The sequence below is a fragment of the Arthrobacter sp. MYb214 genome (assembly GCF_002979865.1).
Classification (GTDB): Bacteria; Actinomycetota; Actinomycetes; order Actinomycetales; family Micrococcaceae; genus Glutamicibacter.
Window position 1 is genome coordinate 606,240 of record NZ_PCPZ01000001.1, and the last position, 22,885, is coordinate 629,124.

Here is a 22,885-nt window from a genome sequence, read left to right on the forward strand (position 1 = left end):
ATCGAAAAGCTAAATCGTATTAAGAACTTTGCTTACAACTCTACCGTTCTTTCGAACGCCGCCTGTACAGCAAGGCCCCAAGTTATTGTCAGATCGCTGACACGATCTGAGGTCGTTTTGATATGCAACAGCTGCCGTTGGACGAAACCATGCGGCAGCTGTTGCGTGATGCCATTGCCCGGCTAACCGGTCAATGGATCAAGGTCTTACAGTGCGCAGGAAACGCAGCCTTCAACCTCGGTGCCTTCCAGCGCAAGCTGGCGAAGGCGGATGTAGTACAGGCTCTTGATGCCCTTGCGCCATGCGTAGATCTGGGCCTTGTTGATGTCACGGGTGGTGACAGTGTCCTTGAAGAACAAGGTCAGCGACAGGCCCTGGTCTACGTGCTGGGTTGCGGCAGCGTAGGTGTCAATGATCTTCTCGTAGCCGATTTCGTAAGCGTCTTCGTAGAAGTCGATGTTCTCGTTGTTCATGTAAGGAGCCGGGTAGTAAACGCGGCCGATCTTACCTTCCTTGCGGATCTCGATCTTCGCTGCGACCGGGTGGATCGAGGAAGTCGAGTTGTTGATGTACGAGATCGAACCGGTGGGAGGAACTGCCTGCAAGTTCTGGTTGTAGATGCCGTGCTCCATGACAGAAGCCTTCAGCGCCTTCCAGTCTTCCTGGGTAGGAATCTGCATGCCGTCGAACAGTTCGCGCACGCGCTCGGTAGCTGGAACCCATTCCTGCTCGGTGTACTTGTCGAAGAATTCACCCGAGGCGTACTTCGAGTTCTCGAAGTTATCGAAGGTCTCGCCGCGCTCCATGGCGATCTTGTTCGATGCAGTCAGTGCATGGAACAGGATCGTGTAGAAGTAGATATTCGTGAAGTCGATGCCTTCTTCGGAGCCGTAGTAGATGTGCTCGCGGGCCAGGAAGCCGTGCAGGTTCATCTGGCCCAGGCCGATGGCGTGCGACTTGCTGTTGCCGTCAGCAATCGAAGGAACCGAGGCGATGTAGGACATGTCCGAGACTGCGCTCAGGGCACGGATGGCGATGTCTACCGAGGTAGCCAGATCCTTGCCGTCCATGGCCTTGGCGATGTTCATCGAACCGAGGTTGCAGGAGATGTCCTTGCCGACGGTCTTGTAGCTCAGGTCGTCAGAGAACTCCGAAGCGGAGGAAACCTGGAGGATTTCCGAGCACAGGTTCGACATGGTGATGCGGCCGGCAATCGGGTTGGCCTTGTTCACGGTGTCTTCGAACATGATGTACGGGTAACCGGACTCGAACTGGATCTCGGCCAGGGTCTGGAAGAACTCGCGGGCGCTGATCTTCGTCTTCTTGATCCGAGCGTCGTCTACCATCTCGTAGTACTTCTCGGTGACGGAGATTTCGCTGAACGGTACGCCATAGACGCGCTCGACGTCGTACGGGCTGAACAGGTACATGTCTTCGTTCTTGCGAGCCAGCTCGAAGGTGACATCCGGAATAACAACACCCAAGGACAGGGTCTTGATACGGATCTTCTCATCAGCGTTTTCGCGCTTGGTGTCCAAGAAGCGGTAGATATCCGGGTGGTGTGCGTTCAGGTAAACGGCACCTGCGCCCTGGCGTGCACCGAGCTGGTTTGCATAGGAGAAGGAATCTTCAAGAAGCTTCATCACCGGGATGACGCCGGAAGACTGGTTCTCGATCTGCTTGATCGGCGCACCGTGCTCACGCAGGTTGGTCAGCGATAGGGCAACGCCACCTCCGCGCTTGGACAGCTGAAGCGACGAGTTGACTGCGCGGGCAATCGATTCCATGTTGTCTTCGATGCGCAGCAGGAAGCAGGAGACGAGTTCGCCACGCTGTGCTTTGCCGGCGTTCAGGAAGGTTGGGGTGGCAGGCTGGAAGCGGCCTTCAATGATTTCATCGACCAGGTGCATGGCCAGCTTTTCATCGCCACGTGCCAGGTGCAGGGCAACCATGCATACGCGGTCTTCGTAGCGTTCCAGGTAGCGCTTGCCATCGAAGGTCTTCAGCGTGTACGAGGTGTAGAACTTGAAGGCGCCCAAGAAGGTTTCGAAACGGAACTTCTTGCCGAAGGCGTGCTTGAACAAATCCCGGATGAAGTTCATCGAGTACTGATCGAGGGTTTCACGCTCGTAGTACTCGTGCTTGACCAGATATTCAAGCTTCTCATCGAGGTCATGGAAGAACACGGTGTTGTTGTTCACGTGGTCCAAGAAGTACTGGCGAGCCGCGTAGCGGTCCACCTCAAACTGGATCTTTCCATCTGGTCCGTAAAGGTTCAGCATGGCGTTGAGGTCGTTGTAGCTCAAGCCCTGGAACTGGGCTGGGAGCTCCTTTGAGCTATTCATCGTTGCTGCCGGTTCTGCGACGCTGGTGTCCAAAAGGTTTCAAGCCCTTCTTTGACGTTGAGAACGTCTTCTGAGGTTCCCATAATTTCGAATGTGTAAAGCACGGGTACGTTGCATTTCTCGGCAATGCGTTTTGCCGCAATGCAGTAGTACTCGCCAAAGTTTGTGTTCCCTGCACCGATCACGCCGCGAAGATTCACGCGGTTCGCTTCATGCCGCAGGAACTTCATGATCTGCGGCATGATCGAGCGCTTGCCACGCTCTCCGCCATAAGTGGGTATGAGCAGCACGTACGGTGCAGTTGAGATCAGCTGCGGTTCGGTCGCATAGACCGGAATCCGTGCGGCATCCATCTCAAGTTTGTCCACGAAACGCTTGGTGTTCTCCGAAACAGATGAAAAATAGATCAGTTTCGAATCGGTGAGTTCCAGCGGTTCCTGGGCCTCAGCATGTTGCCTATCGGCAAGCGCTGCAGGTGACATTGCTTTTCGCCTCCACTACAAGCTAGCGGATGGAATTCTTGATTAGTTGGCTGGAGCCAGCAGCTCGATCTTGTCTGGGCGGAAGCCCGACCAGTGATCGTCATCGGTGATTACGACAGGTGCCTGCATGTAGCCCAAGCCACGAACGTGCTCCAAAGCTGCCGCATCCTGAGAGATGTCTACCTTGTTGTACTCGACACCCTTCTTATCCAGCGCGCGGTACGTAGCGTTGCACTGAACGCAGGAAGGCTTCGTGTAAACCGTGATGGCCATGTCCCTGATCCCCTTTAAAAAGTCTTGGTTTCGGCTAAGATCCCGGATTTTCGGAAAAGTCCTAGCCATCCTCTCGGATGCCTCAAAACCACTGTTTCGAGGTGCTTCTGGTGCGAGCCGCACCGACGGGTTCAATACTACATCTTGTGTTTGGCGGGTCAAGCGGCCACAACATGATGTATTACAAGTATGTCATTCATCCACGGCAACGTCCACAGGAACTGTGGATATTAACCCCCGTTTAAACCGCGATTTCTCGCGGACTCGAGACCTTTGTCCACAGGTTGGCAGAAGTCCGCTGTGGGTTAAAAATTCTTCTTGTGAGATGTTCGTCGGCGTGTTCTGCACCCTCCATGTAGTTCGGGGTACACGGTGTGCACCACTACATGTAGTGTCGCCCCTGGCACCCACAGTTTGGCCGACGCACGACCGGCTGTGGAGAACGCGCAGCAAGGGCAGCTGGCGATTTGCCAGCTGCCCTTGCAACGAAGCTCAGTGGCGACGCAGAAGCGACTTAGTCCGGGTAGGTGCGGGCACCGAAGATTCCCTGGCCTACACGCACGACGGTGGCCCCCTCGGCGATGGCCAGCTCGTAGTCTCCGCTCATGCCCATGGACAGGTGCTGGAAGCTTTCAGGAGCATCCTGCTGCAATTGGTCACGGGTTTCGCGCAGCAACGCAAAGCTGCCACGGATAGATGCTTCGTCCTTGGTATTTGCGGCCATGGTCATCAAGCCCACTGGCGTCAACCGATCCAGCGGCGCCAACCCGCCAAGCAAGTCCGCTGCCCCAGCAGCTTCGATGCCTGATTTGCTTTCCTCGCCGGAGGTATTGACCTGGATGAAGACTTCGAGCGTCCGATCCTCTGCCTCCAAACGGCGTTGCAGGGTCTGTGCCAGTTTCAGCGAGTCCAAGGCATGGAACTCATCAGCGAACTTCGCCACGAACTTCGCCTTGTTGGTCTGCAAGGGACCGATAATCGCATAACGCAGGTGCGGGAAATCCTCGCAGAAGTGCTCGTACTTGCCTTGGGCCTCTTGGACCTTATTTTCCCCCAGCGTGTCCACACCGGCAGCAATGGCCAATGCCAAGCGCTCGAAATCGATGGTTTTGGTGACCGGCAGCAGCCGAACCGAGCCAGCGTCGCGGCCGGCAGCCAGCGCCGCCGCGGCGATCTTCTGGTTGACAGCAGCCAGGTTGCGGGTGAAATCCTCGATGGTGGCCGCGTGGGTAGCGGCAGGTTGCGAAGCCAAAGCGCCAACTTTCTTGATGTCACAAACGTGTTGCTGGTGCCAAGGGCACCAGCAACAAGCATAGGCATAAAAGGACTAGAACAATTGCCGCCAATTGGTTTTAGCCAGATTCAGCAGCTCGTCGCCACGCCCGGAGAGCACGGTGCGTATGGCATACAAGGCAAATCCCTTGGCTTGTTCCAACTTGATTTCCGGTGGCATCGACATCTCCTGGCGGTCGGTCACCACATCCAGCAGCGCAGGACCGTCATGGGCCAGGAATTCTTGCACCGTGGCTTCAAGCTGCGCCGAATCATCTACCCGGTAGCCCTTGAGCCCCGAGGCGGTAGCCACGGCCCCGAAGTCGGGGTTGTGCAGATCGGTGGCGTAGGTGACGAACCCGGCGGCCTTCATTTCCAGTTCCACGAAATTCAGCGAGGAGTTGTTGAACACCACGATCTTGATCGGCAGCTTGTTCTGCGTGGCGGTCAGCAGCTCACCGAGCATCATGGCCAATCCGCCGTCACCGGCGAACGCGATAACCTGGCGCTGCCGGTCAATTGCCTGGGCGCCCAGGGCATGGCACAGTGCGTTGGCCATGGAACCGTGGTTGAAGGAGCCGAGCACCCGTCGCTTGCCGGTCATGGTCAGGTAGCGGGCTGCCCAAATCACCGGAGATCCCACATCGGCGGTGAAAATCGCATCCTCATCTGCGTGCTGGTCGATCAGCCGGGCCAGATACTGCGGATGGATTGCAGCACCCGGCTTGGAGGGCGTGGCGAGCTCGTCGAGCTTCGTACGGGTCTTGCGGTAATGCTCCACCGCTGTCTCCAGGTGCTTGCGGTGGGTCTGCACCGGCAGCAGCGCATCCAGAGCCGCCGCGGTGTCCTTCACGGTGCCCACCAGCGGGATGTCCACCCGGGTGCGCTTGCCGATCTGCTCGCCGCGGATATCCACCTGGATGATGGTCGCGTCCTGCGGGTAGAACTGCTGGTAGGGGAAGTCGGTGCCCAGCATCAGGAGCACGTCGCATTCGGCAATCGCCTTGGCGCCCGAAGCGAAACCCAGCAGGCCCGTCATGCCCACATCGAAGGGGTTCTCGTACTCGATATGCTCCTTGCCTCGCATCGCATGCACGATCGGCGCCCCGAGCTTGCCAGCCAGCGCGATCACCTCGTCATGAGCTCCTGCCACGCCCGCACCGGCCAGAATGGTGACCTTGCGCGAGCCTTCGAGGATCTCTGCGGTACGCTCCAGCTCGTCTTCATTGGGCAGCACCCGCGGGTTGGTCTTGGTGATTTCCTGGGTGGGCGTGCGTTCCATCTCCGCCAACGCGACATCGCCGGAAATCACCAGTACTGCCACGCCGCGCTTCTCGATGGCCTCGCGCATCGCAATGCGCAGCATGCGCGGCATCTGCTTGGGGTCGGAAACCTGTTCGGCATAGACCGAGCAGCCACGGAAGACTTCCACCGGGTGGGTCTCCTGGAAGTAGTTGGAACCGATCTCCTCGGTAGGGATGTGCGCTGCAATCGCCAGCACCGGCACGCGCGAGCGGTTCGCGTCGTACAGCCCGTTGATCAGGTGCAGGTTCCCCGGACCGCAAGAGCCGACGCATACCGTCAGCTCTCCGGTGATTCCGGCTTCGGCCGCCGCGGCAAAGGCAGCGGCTTCCTCATGGCGGTGGTGGACCCATTCGATCCGCCCGTTCTCCCGCAATGAATCGGTCAAGCCGTTCAGGGAATCCCCCGGAAGGCCGTAAATCCGGCGCACTCCCTGGGTATCGAGCTGTTCAATCAGGTGGTCGGCTACGGTAGGCAAAACATTCCTCCTGCACAGAATTTTCCAGTGGGTCTATTCTTCACCCTACTGCGCCAGCCAACTTGTGTCATGGGTTTTTGACGCTGCCGAAGGTTCCTCCCAACACACCGGCAGGTGGCGCACGCAACGAGCGCTGCCTACCGGGCAACGCCGGCTACCCCGCACCGGTCCACCCAGGTCCACCGCGCCTTCTTTCCCGGCGTCCCGGGGCCTGGGGGGAAGCGCGCCGCGGCGGATCATCGATGGGAGCCAGCCGTGGTATCCAACAGCATGCGCCGGCTCAGCAGCATGGCCAAGGGAGCGGCCGCCGCCAATGCCCAGGCCGCGTAGAGCACCCGCGCAATCACGGTGCTGCCGACGCCGAAAATCAGGAAACCCTGGATGAAGACAAGGCAGAGCAGCGCCATGGGATGCGACGCGGTCCAAGCCAACACGACCCAACCGGCCAGCAGCAGCGGTCCTCCGGAGAAGAGCACCAGGCCCGGTCGCCGATCCGATAGCCGCCCTGCGCTGGTTACGCCGAGGAAGGATCCGAGCCCGAACAGGACCAGCGCGGCCCAAACCCATCCCTCGGCCACGCCGGCGGTGATAGCCGCAACCGGCGCAATGAAGGTGAACGCCGCGAAGGTGCCCCCGTTGACCAGCGCTCCCAGTGCCATGGCCAGGATGAGCGGCCGCGTGGCCAACTGGCTCAGTTCGGCACGCACCGCGTCACCGCCCGGTGGACCGGGGCGTTGCCCGCCATTGGATAGGCTGGAAGCTGCAGCAGAGAACTTCAAGGAGAGACGATGCCCGAACCGCGCCGCATGGCCAATACCACCGAGCTGGCCGCCGGAAAAACCAACGGAGCGATCTGGAAGCTGGAACCCGGGCAGCGCGACCTCGACGCCAACGTGATCTCGCTGGCCCCGTCCGGAGAGATCGGGGAGCACCAGGGCCCGGAGCTGGACGTGGTGCTGCACGTCTTCGCCGGCTCCGGGGTGCTGCATACCGCCAGCGGATCCATCGAGCTGGCCATCGGCGACATCATCTATCTGCCCGCCCGCTCCCAACGGCGCTTCGTGGCCGGCGAAGCGGGCCTGGGCTACTTCTCGGTGCACCAGCGCAAGAAGCGGGCCGGGCTCATGCCCGCCCTGCGTGGCAGCTAGCTCCAGGCCCCGGTCTGGATGAAGCGCTCCAGCTGCGCGGCGTAGGGCTCCAGGTCCAAGCCCTGCTCGGCCACCCACTGCTCGTTGTAGTAGGTGTTCGCGTAGCGCTCGCCGGAGTCGCAGATCAGCGTCACCACCGAGCCCTGCTCGCCGCGTTCGAGCATCTGGGCGATGATTCCGAACGCCGCGTAGAGGTTGGTCCCGGTGGAGCCGCCGGCAAAGTAGCGGGTCTTGGCGCGCAGGAAATGCATGGCTGCCAGCGAGGCGGCGTCGGGCACCTGCACCATCTGGTCGATTACCCCGGGCACGAAGCTCGGTTCCACGCTGGGCCGGCCGATCCCCTCGATGCGCGATCCCTGCCCCGTCGCGTAGCCCATGTCCCCGGTGCGCCATCCCCCGTAGAAGGAGGAGCCTTCCGGATCGCCCACGCAGATCCTGGTTTCGTGCCGCTTGTAGCGCGCATAGCGCCCGAAGGTGGCGCTGGTGCCGCCGGTCCCGGCGCCGACCACGATCCAGCTGGGGATCGGGTGGGCTTCGGCGGCCATCTGCGCGTACACCGACTCGGCAATGTTATTGTTCCCGCGCCAATCCGTCGCCCGCTCGGCATAGGTGAACTGGTCCAGGTAGTAGCCGCCGGTTTCGGCCGCCAGCGCGCGGGCCGCCTCATCGACCTGGCCGGCCGCGTCCACCAGGTGGCAGCGCCCGCCGTAGAACTCGATCAGCTCGATCTTCTCGCCGCTGGTGGATTTGGGCACCACCGCGATGAAGTCCAGCCCCAGCATCCGCGCGAAGTAGGCTTCGGAAACGGCCGTGGATCCGCTGGAGGCCTCCACCAGCGTGGTGCCTTCGTCGATCTTCCCGTTGACCAGCCCGTAGAGGATCAGCGAGCGTGCCAGCCGGTGCTTGAGCGAACCGGTGGGGTGCACCGACTCGTCCTTCAAATAGAGCTCGATCCCCCAGTGGGCGGGAAGTTCGAAGCGATGCAGGTGGGTGTCGGCGCTGCGGTTCGCGTCAGCGTCGAGCAGGGAAATGGCACGGCGTACCCAAAGATCTGTCATGGCTCCACTCTAACCGTGGCGAACGGTTTTAACCCTGGCGGCGTGGTACCTTCGGAATCGTGAAAAGAAGGCTGGTTACCGGCGGTTATGCCGCCATCATCCTGCTCGGCTTGGGCTGGGCGGCGTGGGCGGTGCTTTCCGCCGCCGGGCTGGAAACACTCGCCGGCGGGTGGATGGGGCAGGACGCCACCGTCACCTCGGTGCCGCGCATCGGGCAGCTGCCCTGGTTCGGGCTGATGGCCGCAGTGGCGTTCTACGCGATCTGGCAATGCCTGCCGCAAGAACGCACCGGGTTCCATCGCCGGCTGCGCCCCTGGGTGCTCGGCGCGGTGCTGTGCAATGCGCTGTGGGTGGCGTTCTTGGAGCGCGACCGCATCGGCACCTCGCTGGTGTTCGGCCTGCTCCTGCTGGCATTGCTGATCCGCATCGTGGTGATGATCGGCAAGACCCCTGCCCTGCAGCAAGTGGACCGGTGGATTACCCGCGCCAGTTTCGGGCTGTTCACCGGGTGGCTTTCGGTGATCGTGCTGGCCGAAACTGTCGCCTTCGCCGCCCTGTCCGGGGCCGACGCCAGCTCCCTGATGTTCAAGGGCGCCTGCGCCCTGTCGGTGCTGCTCCTGGCGCTGTTCCTCAGCGCGGTGAGCTTCAAGAATCCCATGGGGATCTACCTGAACGCCGGCGCGCTATGGGTGATCGGCTGGATCATCGTGGACCGCTACACCGGCCACGCCACCTCTCCCGGGTTTGCCACGGTGCTTTCGATCGCGGCGATACTGATGCTGCTGTGCCTGCTCAGCGCGCTGCGGACCCGCATTCGCAAGCTGCGCCCGCCCGCAGCCTCCCAGTAAATTCCCAGTTCGCAGTCAGCGCAACGGCGCGGCCTTGAGTGCCCACCCCCGGCTGGCTAGGCTGGGAGCTGAGACCTCAAGGTCCACCAGACTCAAGGTCCATCAGAGAGGAACAACATGTCGAAGACTGCCAAGAGCTTGAAGCAAGTTGAAAAGTCGCTGGCGAAACTCGCCAAGGCTGCCAAGGAAGAGCTGCCGAAGGAAATCCGTGGCGGCTGGAACGAGGCCGTCTCCGGTGTCAACACCGAAGCCATCAGCAAGGCCGGCGCCAACCTGATCGAGAATGTCGGCGGGAATTCCAAGGCCGCCAAGCGTGCCCGCGCCTCGGTGGAGAGCGCTGTGCAGGCCGCGCAGAAGAACCTCGCCGCCCAGGACAAGAAGTCCGGCAATGGCGGCAAGTTCCTGGTCATCTCGCTGATCATCGCCGTCGTGGCCGCGGTCGTGATTTCGCAGAAGAAGAACTAGCTGTCAATACCGAAGGCGTGGCACCTGCATAGGTGCCACGCCTTCGCTGTTTTCCTGGTTCCTTCCGCTCGGCCTACTTCGCCCGGGCCCGTGCGGTCTTGAGGGCCGCCGCGGCGCCGAGCAGCGCGATCACTGCACCCACCGGAATCAGCCAGAAGCTGTTCGCACCGGTATCGGCGAGGTGTTCGCTGGCTTCCGGCTGGGCTGGATCCGCGGCCTGCGGCGCCTGGGACTGGCCAGCTTCCCGGGTCGGATCCGGGACCTGCGAAGGATCGTGCGATTCCCCGCTCGGCTGCGGCGAGGGGTTCCGGGTTGATTCCGCGGCTAGCTCTTCGCCCTGGTCTTCACCCTGTTCTTCGCCTGGCGTGTCGCTTGGTGCCTGGCCGGCCAGCTCGAAGACCTCTTCCACCGCACCGAGGTTCGCGAAGACGGTCTCGCCGGTGGCCTCATCCACCGCATCGTTATCGGTCACCATATAGAGGTGGCCATCGGCTACGGCCAGCCCCTCCAGCTTTTCCTGGGTCCATCCGTTGGTTTCCTGCAGGGCAGGCAACGCATCGGCCGCCAGCTTCTTCTCGACCAGCGGCACCTCTCCGGCTACGGCTTGCGGAAGCCGGAACTGGTAGATCGCCTTGTGCTTGGCGTTCGGACCCACCTGGTTATCGCGTTCGATCACCGCATAGGAGCCATCGGGCAGGGCGGTGATTTCCGACAGGCCATTCCATGCACCTTCGGCAGCCGCGTCCAGCCGGTAGCCGTACCAGCTGAATTCCCCGGTGGACGGCAGGTACTTGCCCAGGCGGACGAAGTCCTCGCCGGGCAGTTCGCGCTGCACGGCGAACACTACTTCTTCCTGTTTCCCGGAGCCGGTCGCGGCAATGCCTTCCAGCCCGTGCTTGCCCAGCCCCGCCAGTGCAGGCAGCGCGACTTCTTCTTGCACCGCACCGGCCGCGTCGATGCGCACCAGCAGGTTTTCCGCCCCGGTGGCCCCTTCATGGGCGGCCCAGAAACCGCCCTCCGCGCGGGCGGCAATGCCTTCCAGGTCCAGTTCGGTACTGGCCGAGGTCACCGCCATCGACGATTCCACGGTGGCCGGGGTGCCGGCGCCCAGGGTGTAGATGCGTGGTTCGTACGCGTTGTCGCTGACCGCGAAGAGCTGCGAAGCATCGGCCGGGTTGGCCGACAGGCCGCTGAGCGCACCGAATGGCACCGGATCGGCGGCATCCGAGGACAGCTGCGGGAACTGCGGCGCGGCGGCGCCGAAGGAGTACAGGGACACCGCCGAGCGCACCTGGCCCTCATCGGTTTCCGAGGCGATGGCCAGCAGGTTGCGCCCGGGGATCGGCAAGATCCCTTCCGGGCCGTTGGTGGTCGGCAAGCTTTGCAGATAGCGCGGGCTGGATGGCTCGGACAGGTCGTACACGGCCACGAAGTTCCCGCGTTCGGCCGCGATGAATCCGTAGTCCACGCCGCCGAATTCGGCGATGGCCAGCCCTTCGGGCTCAACGCCCTTCTTCCCTGCGCGCTGCTCCGGGAACAAGCCCTGGGATAGCGCGAGGTGCTCGAAGCTATTGCCCGCATCCCACACCACGTCGCCGGTGGCGGAATCGAAGATCGTGAATCCGCGGCTGCCGCCCTTCCAGTCGCCCTCATTGGCCGTGGCCAGATAGCGGTCCTGGATCCAGCCGATGGCATCGGGCTCGCGCGGCACGCCCTTCAGCTCCCCGCTGGGATCGAGCACGCCGTCCTTTTCGGTGTCGATCCCCGCCAGATCCACGGTCCCGGTGCTGAAGGCGCCGGTAATCCCGCCCGAGGCCAGGTCCACCAGCACCACGCCGTTGTTTTCCTGGAGGGTTGCCGCCAGCTGGTTCTTCTCGTTGATCGTGACGTACTCGGGCTCGGGGTCTTGCGGGGTGTCGAGACCGGCCGCGGCCAGCAGCGGCAGCGCAATCGGTTCGGTGCGGGAACCGGAGGTGAGCGGGACTTCGCGCAGCTTCCAGCCGGCCGGGTCCGCGCCTTGCAGGTCCATGATGGCGATCGATCCGGCCGGGGCTTGCGGCAGCGCGCCTTCGCCAGCGTCCTCGTCGCGTTCATTCTCGATGGCGATGCCCGCGTAGGCACCGTCGGCAGACAGCGCGATGGAATCGGGCTGGCCTGGCAGCGCAAAACTGTGCACCAGCGTGCGGTCGGCAATCCGCACCACATCCACCCGCCCCGAGGGGTCGCTGTAGCTGGCCGAGGTGTTCACCACCACGAACACGTAGTCGCCGTAGGCGGCCACGCTGGTGGGCTCGTCCTCGGCGCTGCCCAGCTGGTGCAGGCCCAGCAGGCCCAGGCCCTTCGGCGCGGCAGGGTTGGAAATGTCCAGAAAGCCGACGCTGCGCGAGAGCGCATCGGAGTAGATCAGCGTGTTGCCGTCCGCCGATACGGTGGAGATTTCTGCGGCGGTCTGGGCCGCGGCGCCCTCGGGATGGTTCTGGTAGACCGGGTAGGTGGCCTCGCGTTCGAAGTACTCCCCCGGGTCCGCGGCGGCGGCTAGCGGCGACAGGCTCGCGGCGATGACGGCGGCGGCCAGGACTCCCGGGGCCTTCTTGGATATGCGGTGCACGTAGTTCTCCCCCATGCTGGTTGCGGATGACTCCCCAAGAGTTCCAGCACCACCTAGCCAGAAAGTGAATGTTCGGCAACTGGAAGCCAACCAGCAGGTGTCGGGCGTTCTCCCGCTCACATTTAGTTGAAATGGCGCAACTAAAAGCGGAGAGTGAAGCTGTACCCCAAGGAGAATCATGGAACTGCAACGCATCACCGTTCTGGGCACTGGCGTGCTCGGCGCACAAATCATCTTCCAAACCGCCTACCACGGCTTGCCCGTCATCGGCTACGACATCAGCGAGCAAGCGCTGGCCGCCGCAAACCAGCGGCTGGATGCCCTGGTTGCGCAGTACGCCCAGTACTTCGGGAACCCGCAGAAGGCCCAATCCGCCCGCGAGTCCATCGAACTGACCAGCGATCTGGCCGACGCGGTGCGGGAGGCCGACCTAGTCATCGAGGCGGTGCCCGAGAATCTGGAGATCAAGGCGCAGACCTACCGGAAGCTGGCCGTGCTGGCCCCCGAACAGGCCATATTCGCCACCAATTCATCGACCCTGCTGCCCTCGGATATCGCCGAGTTCACTGGCCGCCCCGGACAATTCCTCGCCCTGCACTATGCCAACCGCATCTGGTCCAACAACACCGGCGAAGTCATGGGCACACCAGCAACCACCCCCGAAGCCTACGAAGCAGTGGTCGATTTCGCCGAGCGTACCGGGCTGGTCGCGATCCGGGTGCTCAAGGAGCAGCCGGGCTACGTGCTGAACTCGCTGCTGGTCCCCTTCCTGCAGTCCGCCAGCCACCTGCTGGTCAACGGGGTCGCCGATGCGCAGACCATCGACAAGACCTGGAAGCTGGGCACCGGAGCGCCGCATGGTCCGTTCGAGATCTACGACATCGTGGGGCTGAACACCGCCTACAACATTTCCCGTGCAGGCGATGCAACCAGCCAGAAGTTCGCCGAGCTGCTCAAGACCCAGTACATCGATCAGGGCAAGCTCGGCGCAGCGGCCGGCGAAGGGTTCTACAAGTACAACTAGCCGCCGCGGGGCGCGCCACCAGGCAGGGGCGCGCCCTCATCCCAGTCGGCCAGCGGCGGAAGGCTCTTCGGATCCGCTACTTCCAGTCCCACCACGATCCAGTTGTGGTCGAAATCCGTGCCTTCGGGAACATGCAGGGTATCGACCACCGGGACAGGGCCACCTGCCAGTCCCCCGGCCTTCGCCGCACGTTCATGATCCCGGTACTGGATGCGCACCACCCGGGCGGCGACTGCTGCCACGGGCACCCCCGTGCCATCGAAGGTGCCGTGGTCATCGAGCTCGAAGGAAATTTCCCCGCGCCCGTTGCGCACCTCGGCCAGCTGCCAGCGCACGTGATCTCCTACCGAAAACGCTGAATGGCAGCAGGCATGGAGCGCTCCGTAAATTTCTACTGTGATCTGCATGTTCGGCAATCTACCCGATAGGATTGCCAGGTGGCCCATATAGACGTGACAGACATCCAGTATTTCCTTTCCGACGGCACCCAGCTTCTGGGCGGCGCGGCCTTCAAGGTCACCGCCGGCTCCAAGACCGCGCTGATCGGACCCAACGGCACCGGCAAGACAACCCTGTTCAAGATCATCGCAGGAGACCTGAAGGCCGACGAAGGCTCCATCAACCGCACCGGCACCCTGGGCATCATGCGCCAGTTCGTCGGGCAGGTGCGCGACGACTCCACGGTGAAGGACCTGCTGCTGTCCACCGCCGCACCGGCTTTGGCCCAGGCCGCCGCCAAGGTCGCCGAGTACGAGGCCAAAATGCTCACCAGCGAGGACGAGAAAGTCCACATGCGCTACGCCGAGGCGATCATCGAGTGGGGCGACGCCGGCGGCTACGAGCTGGAAACCACCTGGGACAAGGTCTGCATGGCCGCCTTGGGCATCGGGTTCGACAAGGCCGGGGACCGGCTGGCGCGCACCCTGTCCGGCGGCGAGCAGAAGCGCCTGGTCCTCGAAGCGCTCTTCGAAGGCAACGACGAACTGCTGCTGCTCGACGAGCCGGATAACTACCTTGACGTGCCCGGCAAGCGCTGGCTGGAAGAGATCATGTCGCGCTCCAACAAGACCGTGCTGTTCATCAGCCACGACCGCGAGCTGCTGGACAACGCCGCCACCCGCATCGTGACCCTGGAACCGGGCCACGGCGGGGCCACCGCCTGGGTGCACGGCGGCGCGTTCGGCTCCTATGTGGAAGCCCGCAAGGAGCGCAACGAGCGCTTCGAGGAGCTGCGCAAGCGCTGGGACGAGGAGCACGCCAAGCTCAAGGAACTGGTCAACATGTACAAGACCAAGGCCGCGTTCCGTTCCGACATGGCCAACCGCTACCAGGCGGCCACCACCCGGCTGGAGAAGTTCCTGGAGGCCGGCCCGCCGCAGGCGATCCCGCTGGAGCAGAACGTGCAGATGCGGCTGAAGGGCGGGCGCACCGCCAAGCGCGCGGTCGTGGCCGAAAAGCTCGAGCTGACCGGGCTGATGAAGCCCTTCAATACCGAAATCTGGTTCGGCGACCGGGTGGGCGTGCTGGGTTCGAACGGCTCGGGCAAGTCGCACTTCCTGCGCCTGCTGGCCTCCGGCGGATCCGACCCGGAGCGCGAGCACCTGCCGGTCTCCGATGTGGTGATCGCCCCGGTGGCGCATGCCGGCACGGTGAAGCTGGGAGCGCGCATCCGCCCGGGCTACTTCGCCCAGACCCACAGCCGCCCGGACCTGTTTGGCCGCACCCTGCTCGAAATCCTGCACCGCGGCGACGAGCACCGCTCCGGAATGCCGCGCGAGGCAGCGGCCGGAGCGCTGGATGGCTACGGGCTGGCAGCGCAGTCCGAGCAGAAGTTCGAATCGCTCTCCGGAGGCCAGCAGGCGCGCTTCCAGATCCTGCTGCTGCAGCTCTCGGGGGCAACCCTGCTGCTGCTCGATGAGCCCACCGACAACCTGGACCTGCACTCGGGCGAAGCCCTGGAACGGGCCATCGACGCGTTCGAGGGCACGGTGCTGGCGGTGACCCACGACCGCTGGTTCGCCCGCGGCTTCGACCGCTTCCTGGTCTTCGGCTCCGACGGCACCGTCTACGAGTCCGACGAGCCGGTCTGGGACGAGGCCCGGGTGCAGCGCAAGCGCTAATCCCAGGGAACTGCCCGCGGGTATGGGTCCGGCACAATATGATGCCAAGCCCGTGCCTTCAGTTGCGCCTTCTGCGTTCTGCGGCGCGTTTGCACGCGGGACTAATGCTCGGGGTGCAGGTGAGAATGCGGGGCGTCCATCTGGTGCAGCAGCTGATGCACGCCGGGGTGCACCAGCTCCCAGCGGCGGTACTTTCCATCCCGCTGCACCTGAACTACCCCGGCCTTGCGCAACGTGGCCAACGACTGGGTCACGGTGTTTGCGCCCAGCTGCGCGGCATCGGCCAGCTGGGTGACCGAGGACAGCGGCGCGGCGTGCATGGCAATCAGTATTTTCATGCGGGTGGCATCCGCGCACAGGGCGAACACGTCGATCCAGTCCTGCAGCGATTCCTGCACTTCCTCCAGGGCGTTGGCGCCCACCTGGCCGCGCTCGGACTCAGGCATGCCGCCCCCGCGAAATAGTGGTTGGCAAAATCACCACGCAACCCCTCATCTGTGTGATCAAACACCTGTAGTCTGTGAACATCTACCCCACGCACCGCTCGGAAGGACCTCGTTCGTGCACAGCTACGTCCGGCGCGCCGCACTGATGCTCCCCATCCTACTGGCCACCGCAGGCTGCCAGGCCGCCGTCCCCAGCGACGACGTGCTGCTGCTGACCCCTGCGCTGCCCGAAACCCTGAATCCGCTGGCAGGTTTCGACAACAACGGTACGGGCAAGATCAACGAATCGCTGTATACCCTGGACGGGGAAACTGGCAGCCTGCCGAATTTGGTGCCGCTGCTGGCCGAGGGCGAACCGCAGATCAGCGCCGACGGGCTGCGCTGGAGCATTGCGCTGCAGCCCGGCATCAGCTTCAGCGACGGCAGCGGCTTCGACGCCGGGGATGTGGCCGCCAGCTACCGGGCCATCCTGGACCCCGCCAGTGCCTCGCCCATCGCCGGCGTGCTGGAAAACCTCGATACGGTGCGTGCCGTGGACGAGCACACCGTCGAATTCACGCTCAAGGAGCCCCAGGTCTCCTTCAAGACCGCACTGCTGATCGGCATCGCCCCCGAAGAACTGATCGCCGACGGGCCGGTGAGCAATTCCAGCCTGAACCGCACCCCGGTGGGTACCGGCCCCTACACGGTGCAGAAAATCGATTCCGCCCAGCTGGTGCTGGGTGCCAATCCCGACTACCGTTCCGGCGCCCCCGACGTGGCCCGGGTGGTCTACGAGCAGTCAGCCGACGACAACGCCCGCTCGCAGGCACTGGCAGGCGGCGGCTACACCGGCACCGTGCTGCCTCCGCGGCTAGCGGCCAGCTTCGCGGATCGCGACGGGTTCGAGGTGGTCACCGCAACCAGCGCGGACTGGCGCGGCATCTCGCTGCCCGCCGACCACCCGTTCACCGCCGATCCTTCCGTGCGCCTGGCGCTGAACCTGCTGGTGGACCGCCAAGCGCTGATCGACGGGGTGCTGGCGGGCTCCGGGCGCCCTGCCTACACCTTCGTCCCGGCCCAGTACGGCAAGGCCTACAACTCTGACGCCGTGTTCGCCCACGACCCCCAGCGGGCCGAGCAGCTGCTGGAGCAGTCGGGGTGGACGCTGGACGGCTCGATGCGCTCCAAGGACGGCCAGGACGCCGCATTCACGATCATGTACAACGCGGGCGACACGCTGCGACGGGACCTGTCCCTGGCCTTGGCCGCCCAGCTCAAGGAGCACGGCATCACCGCCGAGGTCGTGCCCGCCACCTTCGACGAAGCCGAGCCGCGCATCGGCACGGACGCGCTGATGCTGGGCGGCGGCGACACCCCTTACGATGTGGACACCCAGCTCTACAAGATGCTGCATTCAAGCTACCCGGAGGACGGCGCCTACTACGACAACCCCAGCCGCTACGCGGACGCGGCGATGGACCGGCTGCTGCACATCGGCCGGACCAGCACCGACCCAACGGCCCGCGACCAGGCCTACCGCAAGGTCCAGGAACTTTACGTCAAGCAGCCATCGATGCTGCTGCTGGCCTTCACCGACCACAACTACGTGCAGCGCAGCGACGTCCATGAGACGTGGAACACCGCCGGCACCCTGCTCGAACCCCATGACCACGGCACCGCATGGGGCCCGTGGGTGAAAATCGGCCAGTGGACCGGCAAATGAGCCTGACCGTCCTGCGCCCGCGAGGCGTGCCGCGGCTGCCAAGAGCCGGGCTGCTGGTGCTCCGCCGGATGCTGCTGGCCATCCCGCTGACCGCGGGGCTGACCGCAGTGGTGTTCTTCTTGGCTTCCGTCGCCCCGTTCAATCCGCTGGCTGCCTATCTGGGCAGCCGCTACGAGCACACCGGCGCCGCCGAACGCGCGGCCCTGCGCGCCGAGCTGGGCCTGGACGACTCCTGGTTCGGTGCCTGGCTCGGCTGGCTGGGCTCGGCGGTGCACGGCGAGCTGGGCACCTCGCGCATGCTGGCCCGGCCGGTCACCGAGGTGCTCGCCGAGCGCGTGCCCTATACCCTGCTGCTGATGCTTGCCGGGCTGCTGCTTGCCGTGGTGCTCGCGGTACTGCTGGCCTGTGCCGCTGGTCTGTGCCGCGGCGGGTTGGCCGACCGCGCCACCACCTGGATCGCCCAGCTGGCCCAGGCCATCCCGCCCTTCGTGCTGGCGCTGGTGTTCATCGCTGTGTTCTCGCTGCGGCTCGGGCTTCCCACCGGCGGCGTGGCGCCTCCAGGGCAGGAGCCGACCGCCGGGTCGCTGGCCGTGCATCTGCTGCTGCCGGCCACGGTGATGGCCATCAGCCTGCTGCCCTGGCTGGTGCTGAACCTGCGGGCCTCCATGTTCGATCTGCTGGACTCGGATGCGGTTCTCGCGGCTCGGGGACGCGGCGAGGGAGCCGGACGGATCTTGGTGCTCGAGGTGCTGCCCGGCGCCCTGCTGCCCTTCATCACGGTGATCGGCTCCCGCCTGGGCGAACTGATCACCGGAGCGCTGCTGGTTGAAACGGTGTTCGGCTGGCCCGGGATTGCCTCGGCGGTGATCGATTCCGCGGTGTCCGCGGACTTCGCGCTGCTGGCCGCGGTGACCGCCTGCTCGGCGCTGGCCGTGTTCCTGGGCAATGCCCTGGCCGACGCCGGCTACCTGCTGCTTGATCCGCGGGTGGGCGATGTCTAGCATCATCCGTGATTCCCGCTTGCTGCCGCTGGGCATCATCCTGCTGGCCGTGGTTTATGCGGTGCTCGTTCCGTTCTTCTCCCCCGAGGCGGTGGAGAACATCGACCTGGCCGCGGTGTACCTGCCGCCGGGGGCCGAGCATTTCTTCGGCACCGATCAGCTCGGGCGCGACGTGTGGGTGCGGGCCGCGGCCGCGCTGCGGCTGTCGATGCTGCTCGCCGTCGCATCGGCGCTGTCCTCCACGCTGCTGGGGGTGCTGGCCGGAACCCTGTCCGCCACCGCCGGCGGGCTGGTGGACCGGATCATCACCCGGCTGGTAGACAGCGTCAGCGCGATCCCGCACCTGCTGCTGGGTGTGGTGATCCTGGCGCTGTGGCCCGGGCAGGGGTGGGCGATCATCCTGTCCATCGCGCTGACCCACTGGACCCAGGTGGCGCGTATCGTTAGGGCCAGGCTGTTGGCCGAACGGGAGGCCGGATACGTCAAGCTCAGCCGGGCCTCCGGCGCCCGGCCGCTGGCGCTGTGGTGCACGCACCTGATTCCCGCGGTGCTCCCGCAGGCGGGCATCGCCGTGGTCCTGCAGCTGCCCCATGCCATCTGGCACGAATCCGCGCTGTCCTTCCTAGGCGTGGGGCTGCCGCCACAATCCGCGTCGCTGGGTTTGCTGCTGGAGGACGCCCGCACAGGCATCCTGGTCGGCGCTTGGTGGATGCTGGTGTTCCCGGCCGCGCTGCTGGTGCTGCTCAGCTGGTCCTTTGCCGCCCTGGCGCACCCACAGCCGCAACGCCGCCGCTCCGCGCGGCGCCTCGATTCTCTCGCTCCGCGACGAAAGGGCGGTGCCGCAGAAAAAGCCGATGGGCATCCGCTTCCACGGGGCGCAGGCTTGGTCTTGCGGGGATTGTCGGTATGGAGCAAGGATGATTCCCCAGAACGCTCCGTGCTGCTGGATAACGTCAGCTTCACTGCCGCCGCCGGAGCGGTCAACGTGGTCATGGGTGCCTCGGGCGCAGGAAAGACCATGCTGCTGCGCGCCGCCGCCGGGCTACTGCCTCAATCGCTGGAATCCACCGGCAGCGTCCTCGTGCCGGGAACCGCTGGCGGGCCCTGCCATGCCCCCAAGCTGGGTGAAGATCTGGTTTTCATTCCCGGGTCGGCGGCCACGGCGCTGAACCCGGTGCTCAGCGTGGGCACCGCCTTGCGCCGCGTACGCCGGAGCCACGGCCTGGACAGGTCGCCGGCCGCGCTGGCGGCGGTGTTCAAGGACTTCGAACTGGTTCCCGACCTGCTCCATCGCTACCCGCACGAGCTGTCCGGAGGCCAGGCCCAGCGTGTAGTGCTGGCCCTGGGCTTGGCATCCCCCGCCAGCTGCGTTGTGCTGGACGAGCCCACCAGCGCCCTGGATGCGGATACCGCGGCGGCCATCGCTCGGATCCTGCGCCGCTTGGCGGACACCGGGTGCACCATCGTTATGGTCACCCACGACGCTGAACTGGCCGCAGAACTCGCCGACACGCTGACCGTGGTCAGTGATGGGCAAGTGCTCGCATCCGCTTCCGGCGACGGGCAGGTCATCCCGGAATTGGAGGATAGCACCCCATGAGCCTTGAATTGTCTGCGGTGAGCCACCGCTATGCCAAGAACGTCCCCAGAATCCTGGATCAACTGGACCTGGAGGTCACGTCCGGCTCGGTGATCGGTCTGGTCGGGCCCTCGGGTGCCGGGAAGTCCACCCTGCTGGCCATCGCCTCGCTGATGCTGGCCCCGACAGAGGGCAAGCTGCGCATCGACGGCCAAGCGGTACCTGCCCGAGGGCACGTCCCGGCCGAACTGCGCCAGCGCATCGGCATCCTGCCGCAAAACCCGCGCAGCTTCGCGAACCCCCGGCTCACCCTGGGCGCGATCATGGCCGAGCCGTTAGCCCTGCGCGACGGGCTGGCGTTCCCCCGTCCGGGCCGCTATCGCCGCGAGCTGGAGGAACTGGCCCGGGAGGCGAGCCTTGAACCGGCGCTGCTGGAGCGGAAGCCCGGGCAGGTTTCCGACGGGCAGCTGCAACGAGCCCTGCTGGGCAGGGCGTTGGCCCTGGACCCGGCGCTGCTGGTGTGCGACGAGCCGACGTCAGCCCTGGATCCCGGCACCACTGCGCAGATCTTCACGGTGCTGCGCGAGCGGGCTCGAGCCGGGGCGGCGGTGCTCATCGCCTCCCACGACAATGTCTCGCTGGCCGAGCACTGCGATTCGATCCACCAGCTGTCGGCGCTGCGGCGCCCAGACCAAGGGGCACTACTTGGACTCCCCGCCCAAATGCCAAGCGATGATGTCGAGCGCAGGTAGCGGTGTAATCGGCACGTCGGGCTCCACCAACTGGGGAATTTCCAGCCAGAATTCGTGGTGGCCCTGCAGATCAGCCTGCACCTCTGGCAGCCAAGCCAGAATGAAAACGCGGTCGGAGCGCTTGTTGTCCCCTAGCATCCGTTCCTGATGCAGCCTGCGCACCTGGCGGCCAAAGAGTGGAATCAGCTCGGGATTTTGCGATGCACCACCATGGCCAGTTTATCGGATTGACTTGTGGGGTCCGCGGCTAGTCAAGGACACCAAAATGATCAGCAATAGCGTCAAGCTGCGGTTGGCCTGCGTCGCTCAGCGCTCCGGACAGGCACAGGTACGGCATTTATTGGCGAATTGTGCCGGCGCACCGCCGCCCTGTGACCTCGCCGGGATGCGAAACGGCCGCCGGGATCCCCTGCGGGAGGAACGTCGGCGGCCGTTGGATCAATTCCGGAACAGACTAGTACTTGCGCAGGTTCACCGGCTGCTGTCCGCGCAGCTCGATGCGCAGCTGGTTCACGAGGGCGTGCAGCACCGCATTCGCCGATTCCGTGGAGCCTCCCAAGGTGCGTACCGCAAGACCGGGCACCGGGGCCTGGGAAATGCCCACAGAAATTCCGTCGCGCTGCTGCCCGGCGATCTCGTAGGCCAGTTCGCGCAGGCGAGCGACCATTGCCGCGTCGATGCGCGGGTCGATGGCCAGCAGCATGCCCACGTGGGTGGATTCCTGCAAGTACAGCAGCGAGTCGATGGAATCCTTGCCCGGCTTCACCCACAGGTTATCCAGCGCCCCGAGCCGCCCGTCCAGGTGGACCTCGGTGCGCAGGCGCAGCTGCTCGTAGCTGAACCGGCTGCCGTCCGGGCTCCAGCCCGGGGTGAGGACCTCGCACAGCATCAGCGAGGCATCGGCGGCCATGTGCACCTCGGTGCGCTGGAAGTAGCTGGCGTCCTTATAGGCGATCAGCTGGTCCGGCAGGTATTCGAGCACCGCGCCGGGTTCCAGCCTGATGCGCATGTCCTGCTGCGCCGGGCCCTGCGGGGTGCGGTAGACCTTGGTGGCGGACTGGGTGGTCAGCAGCAGGCTGCTGCCCTCGGCAACACGGATCTCGATGCCGTACTTGTCGGCGCCCAGGTAGCCGCCACCGGGGTTCACGATGGTGTAGCAGACCTGGGCGGTGTCATCGAGGTAATGCGGGCGCAGCACGCGCAGCGCCCCCTGGTGGTATTGCCGCAGCGCGATGTCCTTCCCGGCCCGCGAGCCGACGTGCAGCCGCAGCTCGCCGACCAGGCCATCCGGGAACGGACTGGGCTCCAGCCCGGAGTCCAAGCCCGGGCTCGAAGCGGCCACTACGCCAGGTCCGTCATCAGCACGTCGTGCTTCAGCCACGCGATGACCTTCTCCAGCCCCTCGTCGGTCTTCAGGTTGGTGAAGCAGAAGGGCTTGTCCCCGCGGAACTGCTTGGAATCCGACTCCATCACCGACAAATCCGCGCCCACGTACGGGGCCAGGTCGGTCTTGTTGATGATGAACAGGTCGGACTTGATCATGCCCTGCCCGGCCTTGCGCGGGATCTTCTCGCCCTGGGCCACGTCGATGATGTAGATGGAGAAGTCCACCAGCTCCGGGGAGAACGTGGCCGAGAGGTTGTCCCCGCCGGATTCGACGAAGATCACCTGCAGGTCAGGGTGCTTGGCTTTCAGCTCCTCGATGGCCGCGGCGTTCATCGAGGTGTCCTCGCGGATCGCGGTATGCGGGCAGCCGCCGGTTTCGATGCCGACGATCCGATCCAGCGGCAGCACGCCGTTGGCGGCCAGGATCTTGGCGTCCTCGATGGTGTAGATGTCGTTGGTGATCGCCGCCATGGAGATCTCGTGCTCCAGGGCCCGGGTGATGCGTTCAATCAGCTGGGTCTTGCCGGCACCGACTGGTCCGCCGATGCCAATCTTGATGGGTTCCATGGTATTTCCTCGAATCTGTTGGGGCC

At 64.5% G+C, this 22,885-nt stretch carries 21 protein-coding genes and 1 pseudogene; 9 read left to right on the forward strand and 13 right to left on the reverse strand.

What is annotated here, in order from left to right; all coding sequences use genetic code 11:
• Positions 1-206: 206 nt before the first annotated feature.
• The 6 genes and pseudogenes from nrdE to CQ012_RS02810 form a co-directional block, all read right to left on the reverse strand.
• Complete coding sequence (gene nrdE, locus CQ012_RS02785; protein ID WP_105661397.1) at positions 207-2,345, reverse strand: class 1b ribonucleoside-diphosphate reductase subunit alpha; 2,139 nt, start codon at positions 2,343-2,345, stop codon at positions 207-209.
• Positions 2,342-2,827 (reverse strand): class Ib ribonucleoside-diphosphate reductase assembly flavoprotein NrdI, encoded by a 486-nt coding sequence (gene nrdI, locus CQ012_RS02790; protein ID WP_105661398.1) that lies wholly within the window; start codon positions 2,825-2,827, stop codon positions 2,342-2,344. Before nrdI ends, nrdE begins: the two co-directional genes overlap by 4 nt.
• Positions 2,828-2,869: 42 nt before the next feature.
• Positions 2,870-3,100, reverse strand: coding sequence for a glutaredoxin-like protein NrdH (gene nrdH / locus CQ012_RS02795; RefSeq protein ID WP_013349130.1), 231 nt, complete (start codon positions 3,098-3,100; stop codon positions 2,870-2,872).
• Between the two features lie 514 nt (positions 3,101-3,614).
• Positions 3,615-4,352, reverse strand: coding sequence for a YggS family pyridoxal phosphate-dependent enzyme (locus tag CQ012_RS02800; protein ID WP_105661399.1), 738 nt, complete (start codon positions 4,350-4,352; stop codon positions 3,615-3,617).
• 75 nt (positions 4,353-4,427) lie between these two features.
• Positions 4,428-6,152, reverse strand: coding sequence for a ubiquinone-dependent pyruvate dehydrogenase (gene poxB, locus CQ012_RS02805; protein WP_105658529.1), 1,725 nt, complete (start codon positions 6,150-6,152; stop codon positions 4,428-4,430).
• 320 nt (positions 6,153-6,472) lie between these two features.
• Positions 6,473-6,856 (reverse strand): annotated as a pseudogene (locus tag CQ012_RS02810) (Cmx/CmrA family chloramphenicol efflux MFS transporter); the annotation flags it as partial.
• An 84-nt stretch (positions 6,857-6,940) separates the two neighbouring features.
• Here CQ012_RS02810 and CQ012_RS02815 point away from each other — a divergent pair.
• Positions 6,941-7,300, forward strand: a complete 360-nt coding sequence (locus tag CQ012_RS02815; protein ID WP_105658528.1) for a cupin domain-containing protein — start codon at positions 6,941-6,943, stop codon at positions 7,298-7,300.
• Here the strand turns inward: CQ012_RS02815 and CQ012_RS02820 are convergent.
• Complete coding sequence (locus CQ012_RS02820; protein WP_105661400.1) at positions 7,297-8,358, reverse strand: PLP-dependent cysteine synthase family protein; 1,062 nt, start codon at positions 8,356-8,358, stop codon at positions 7,297-7,299. The two genes, CQ012_RS02815 and CQ012_RS02820, sit on opposite strands and share 4 nt — an antisense overlap.
• A gap of 59 nt (positions 8,359-8,417) precedes the next feature.
• Between CQ012_RS02820 and CQ012_RS02825 the strand changes: the two genes are divergently transcribed.
• The gene (locus tag CQ012_RS02825; protein WP_105661401.1) at positions 8,418-9,206 is read left to right on the forward strand and encodes a TspO-related membrane protein; all 789 of its coding nucleotides are present in this window, start codon (positions 8,418-8,420) and stop codon (positions 9,204-9,206) included.
• Positions 9,207-9,323: 117 nt separating this feature from the next.
• On the forward strand, positions 9,324-9,671 hold the full coding sequence (locus CQ012_RS02830) for a hypothetical protein (RefSeq protein ID WP_105658525.1): 348 nt from the start codon (positions 9,324-9,326) through the stop codon (positions 9,669-9,671).
• 73 nt (positions 9,672-9,744) lie between these two features.
• On the opposite strand, the gene CQ012_RS02835 is transcribed toward CQ012_RS02830, so the two are convergent.
• Positions 9,745-12,279, reverse strand: coding sequence for an esterase-like activity of phytase family protein (locus CQ012_RS02835; RefSeq protein ID WP_286134561.1), 2,535 nt, complete (start codon positions 12,277-12,279; stop codon positions 9,745-9,747).
• A gap of 178 nt (positions 12,280-12,457) precedes the next feature.
• Between CQ012_RS02835 and CQ012_RS02840 the strand changes: the two genes are divergently transcribed.
• Positions 12,458-13,303, forward strand: coding sequence for a 3-hydroxyacyl-CoA dehydrogenase (locus tag CQ012_RS02840; RefSeq protein WP_219844345.1), 846 nt, complete (start codon positions 12,458-12,460; stop codon positions 13,301-13,303).
• Here CQ012_RS02840 and CQ012_RS02845 read toward each other — a convergent pair.
• Positions 13,300-13,710, reverse strand: a complete 411-nt coding sequence (locus CQ012_RS02845; RefSeq protein ID WP_146112902.1) for a hypothetical protein — start codon at positions 13,708-13,710, stop codon at positions 13,300-13,302. The two genes, CQ012_RS02840 and CQ012_RS02845, sit on opposite strands and share 4 nt — an antisense overlap.
• 30 nt (positions 13,711-13,740) lie before the next feature.
• Between CQ012_RS02845 and CQ012_RS02850 the strand changes: the two genes are divergently transcribed.
• Positions 13,741-15,423 carry an ABC-F family ATP-binding cassette domain-containing protein gene (locus tag CQ012_RS02850; RefSeq protein WP_105661405.1) on the forward strand — a complete coding sequence of 561 codons (1,683 nt, stop codon included), beginning with the start codon at positions 13,741-13,743 and terminating at the stop codon, positions 15,421-15,423.
• A 101-nt stretch (positions 15,424-15,524) separates the two neighbouring features.
• Here the strand turns inward: CQ012_RS02850 and CQ012_RS02855 are convergent, their stop codons facing one another.
• On the reverse strand, positions 15,525-15,869 hold the full coding sequence (locus tag CQ012_RS02855; protein ID WP_105658520.1) for an ArsR/SmtB family transcription factor: 345 nt from the start codon (positions 15,867-15,869) through the stop codon (positions 15,525-15,527).
• Positions 15,870-15,984: 115 nt separating this feature from the next.
• Between CQ012_RS02855 and CQ012_RS02860 the strand changes: the two genes are divergently transcribed.
• Genes CQ012_RS02860 through CQ012_RS02875 form a run of 4 tightly spaced genes read left to right on the forward strand, consistent with a single transcriptional unit; the run spans position 15,985 to position 20,906 of the window.
• On the forward strand, positions 15,985-17,574 hold the full coding sequence (locus tag CQ012_RS02860; protein ID WP_286134562.1) for an ABC transporter substrate-binding protein: 1,590 nt from the start codon (positions 15,985-15,987) through the stop codon (positions 17,572-17,574).
• On the forward strand, positions 17,571-18,575 hold the full coding sequence (locus CQ012_RS02865) for an ABC transporter permease (RefSeq protein ID WP_105661406.1): 1,005 nt from the start codon (positions 17,571-17,573) through the stop codon (positions 18,573-18,575). Before CQ012_RS02860 ends, CQ012_RS02865 begins: the two co-directional genes overlap by 4 nt.
• Positions 18,568-20,175 carry an ABC transporter permease subunit gene (locus tag CQ012_RS02870; RefSeq protein WP_181149004.1) on the forward strand — a complete coding sequence of 536 codons (1,608 nt, stop codon included), beginning with the start codon at positions 18,568-18,570 and terminating at the stop codon, positions 20,173-20,175. Before CQ012_RS02865 ends, CQ012_RS02870 begins: the two co-directional genes overlap by 8 nt.
• Entirely contained in the window at positions 20,172-20,906 is a 735-nt protein-coding gene (locus CQ012_RS02875; protein ID WP_105661408.1) for an ABC transporter ATP-binding protein, read from the forward strand. The genes CQ012_RS02870 and CQ012_RS02875 overlap by 4 nt, the downstream gene beginning before the upstream one ends.
• Here the strand turns inward: CQ012_RS02875 and CQ012_RS17985 are convergent.
• The 3 genes from CQ012_RS17985 to ureG form a co-directional block, all read right to left on the reverse strand.
• Entirely contained in the window at positions 20,856-21,044 is a 189-nt protein-coding gene (locus CQ012_RS17985) for a hypothetical protein (RefSeq protein WP_105658516.1), read from the reverse strand. The genes CQ012_RS02875 and CQ012_RS17985 overlap by 51 nt on opposite strands.
• 316 nt (positions 21,045-21,360) lie before the next feature.
• Positions 21,361-22,287, reverse strand: coding sequence for an urease accessory protein UreD (locus tag CQ012_RS02880; protein WP_286134565.1), 927 nt, complete (start codon positions 22,285-22,287; stop codon positions 21,361-21,363).
• Positions 22,248-22,859, reverse strand: a complete 612-nt coding sequence (gene ureG, locus CQ012_RS02885) for an urease accessory protein UreG (RefSeq protein WP_105658515.1) — start codon at positions 22,857-22,859, stop codon at positions 22,248-22,250. Before ureG ends, CQ012_RS02880 begins: the two co-directional genes overlap by 40 nt.
• Positions 22,860-22,885: the final 26 nt, after the last annotated feature.

What these genes read in the sequence shown, in the direction of transcription:
- CQ012_RS02875 (WP_105661408.1), top strand. Translation starts at nt 20,172, where the DNA reads ATGAGCCTTGAATTGTCTGCGGTGAGCCACCGCTATGCCAAGAACGTC.
- CQ012_RS02820 (WP_105661400.1), bottom strand. Translation starts at nt 8,358, where the DNA reads ATGACAGATCTTTGGGTACGCCGTGCCATTTCCCTGCTCGACGCTGAC.
- CQ012_RS02855 (WP_105658520.1), bottom strand. Translation starts at nt 15,869, where the DNA reads ATGCCTGAGTCCGAGCGCGGCCAGGTGGGCGCCAACGCCCTGGAGGAA.
- ureG (WP_105658515.1), bottom strand. Translation starts at nt 22,859, where the DNA reads ATGGAACCCATCAAGATTGGCATCGGCGGACCAGTCGGTGCCGGCAAG.
- CQ012_RS02830 (WP_105658525.1), top strand. Translation starts at nt 9,324, where the DNA reads ATGTCGAAGACTGCCAAGAGCTTGAAGCAAGTTGAAAAGTCGCTGGCG.
- CQ012_RS02845 (WP_146112902.1), bottom strand. Translation starts at nt 13,710, where the DNA reads ATGCAGATCACAGTAGAAATTTACGGAGCGCTCCATGCCTGCTGCCAT.
- CQ012_RS02840 (WP_219844345.1), top strand. Translation starts at nt 12,458, where the DNA reads ATGGAACTGCAACGCATCACCGTTCTGGGCACTGGCGTGCTCGGCGCA.
- nrdI (WP_105661398.1), bottom strand. Translation starts at nt 2,827, where the DNA reads ATGTCACCTGCAGCGCTTGCCGATAGGCAACATGCTGAGGCCCAGGAA.
- CQ012_RS17985 (WP_105658516.1), bottom strand. Translation starts at nt 21,044, where the DNA reads ATGCTAGGGGACAACAAGCGCTCCGACCGCGTTTTCATTCTGGCTTGG.
- CQ012_RS02865 (WP_105661406.1), top strand. Translation starts at nt 17,571, where the DNA reads ATGAGCCTGACCGTCCTGCGCCCGCGAGGCGTGCCGCGGCTGCCAAGA.
- nrdE (WP_105661397.1), bottom strand. Translation starts at nt 2,345, where the DNA reads ATGAATAGCTCAAAGGAGCTCCCAGCCCAGTTCCAGGGCTTGAGCTAC.
- nrdH (WP_013349130.1), bottom strand. Translation starts at nt 3,100, where the DNA reads ATGGCCATCACGGTTTACACGAAGCCTTCCTGCGTTCAGTGCAACGCT.
- CQ012_RS02815 (WP_105658528.1), top strand. Translation starts at nt 6,941, where the DNA reads ATGCCCGAACCGCGCCGCATGGCCAATACCACCGAGCTGGCCGCCGGA.
- CQ012_RS02870 (WP_181149004.1), top strand. Translation starts at nt 18,568, where the DNA reads ATGTCTAGCATCATCCGTGATTCCCGCTTGCTGCCGCTGGGCATCATC.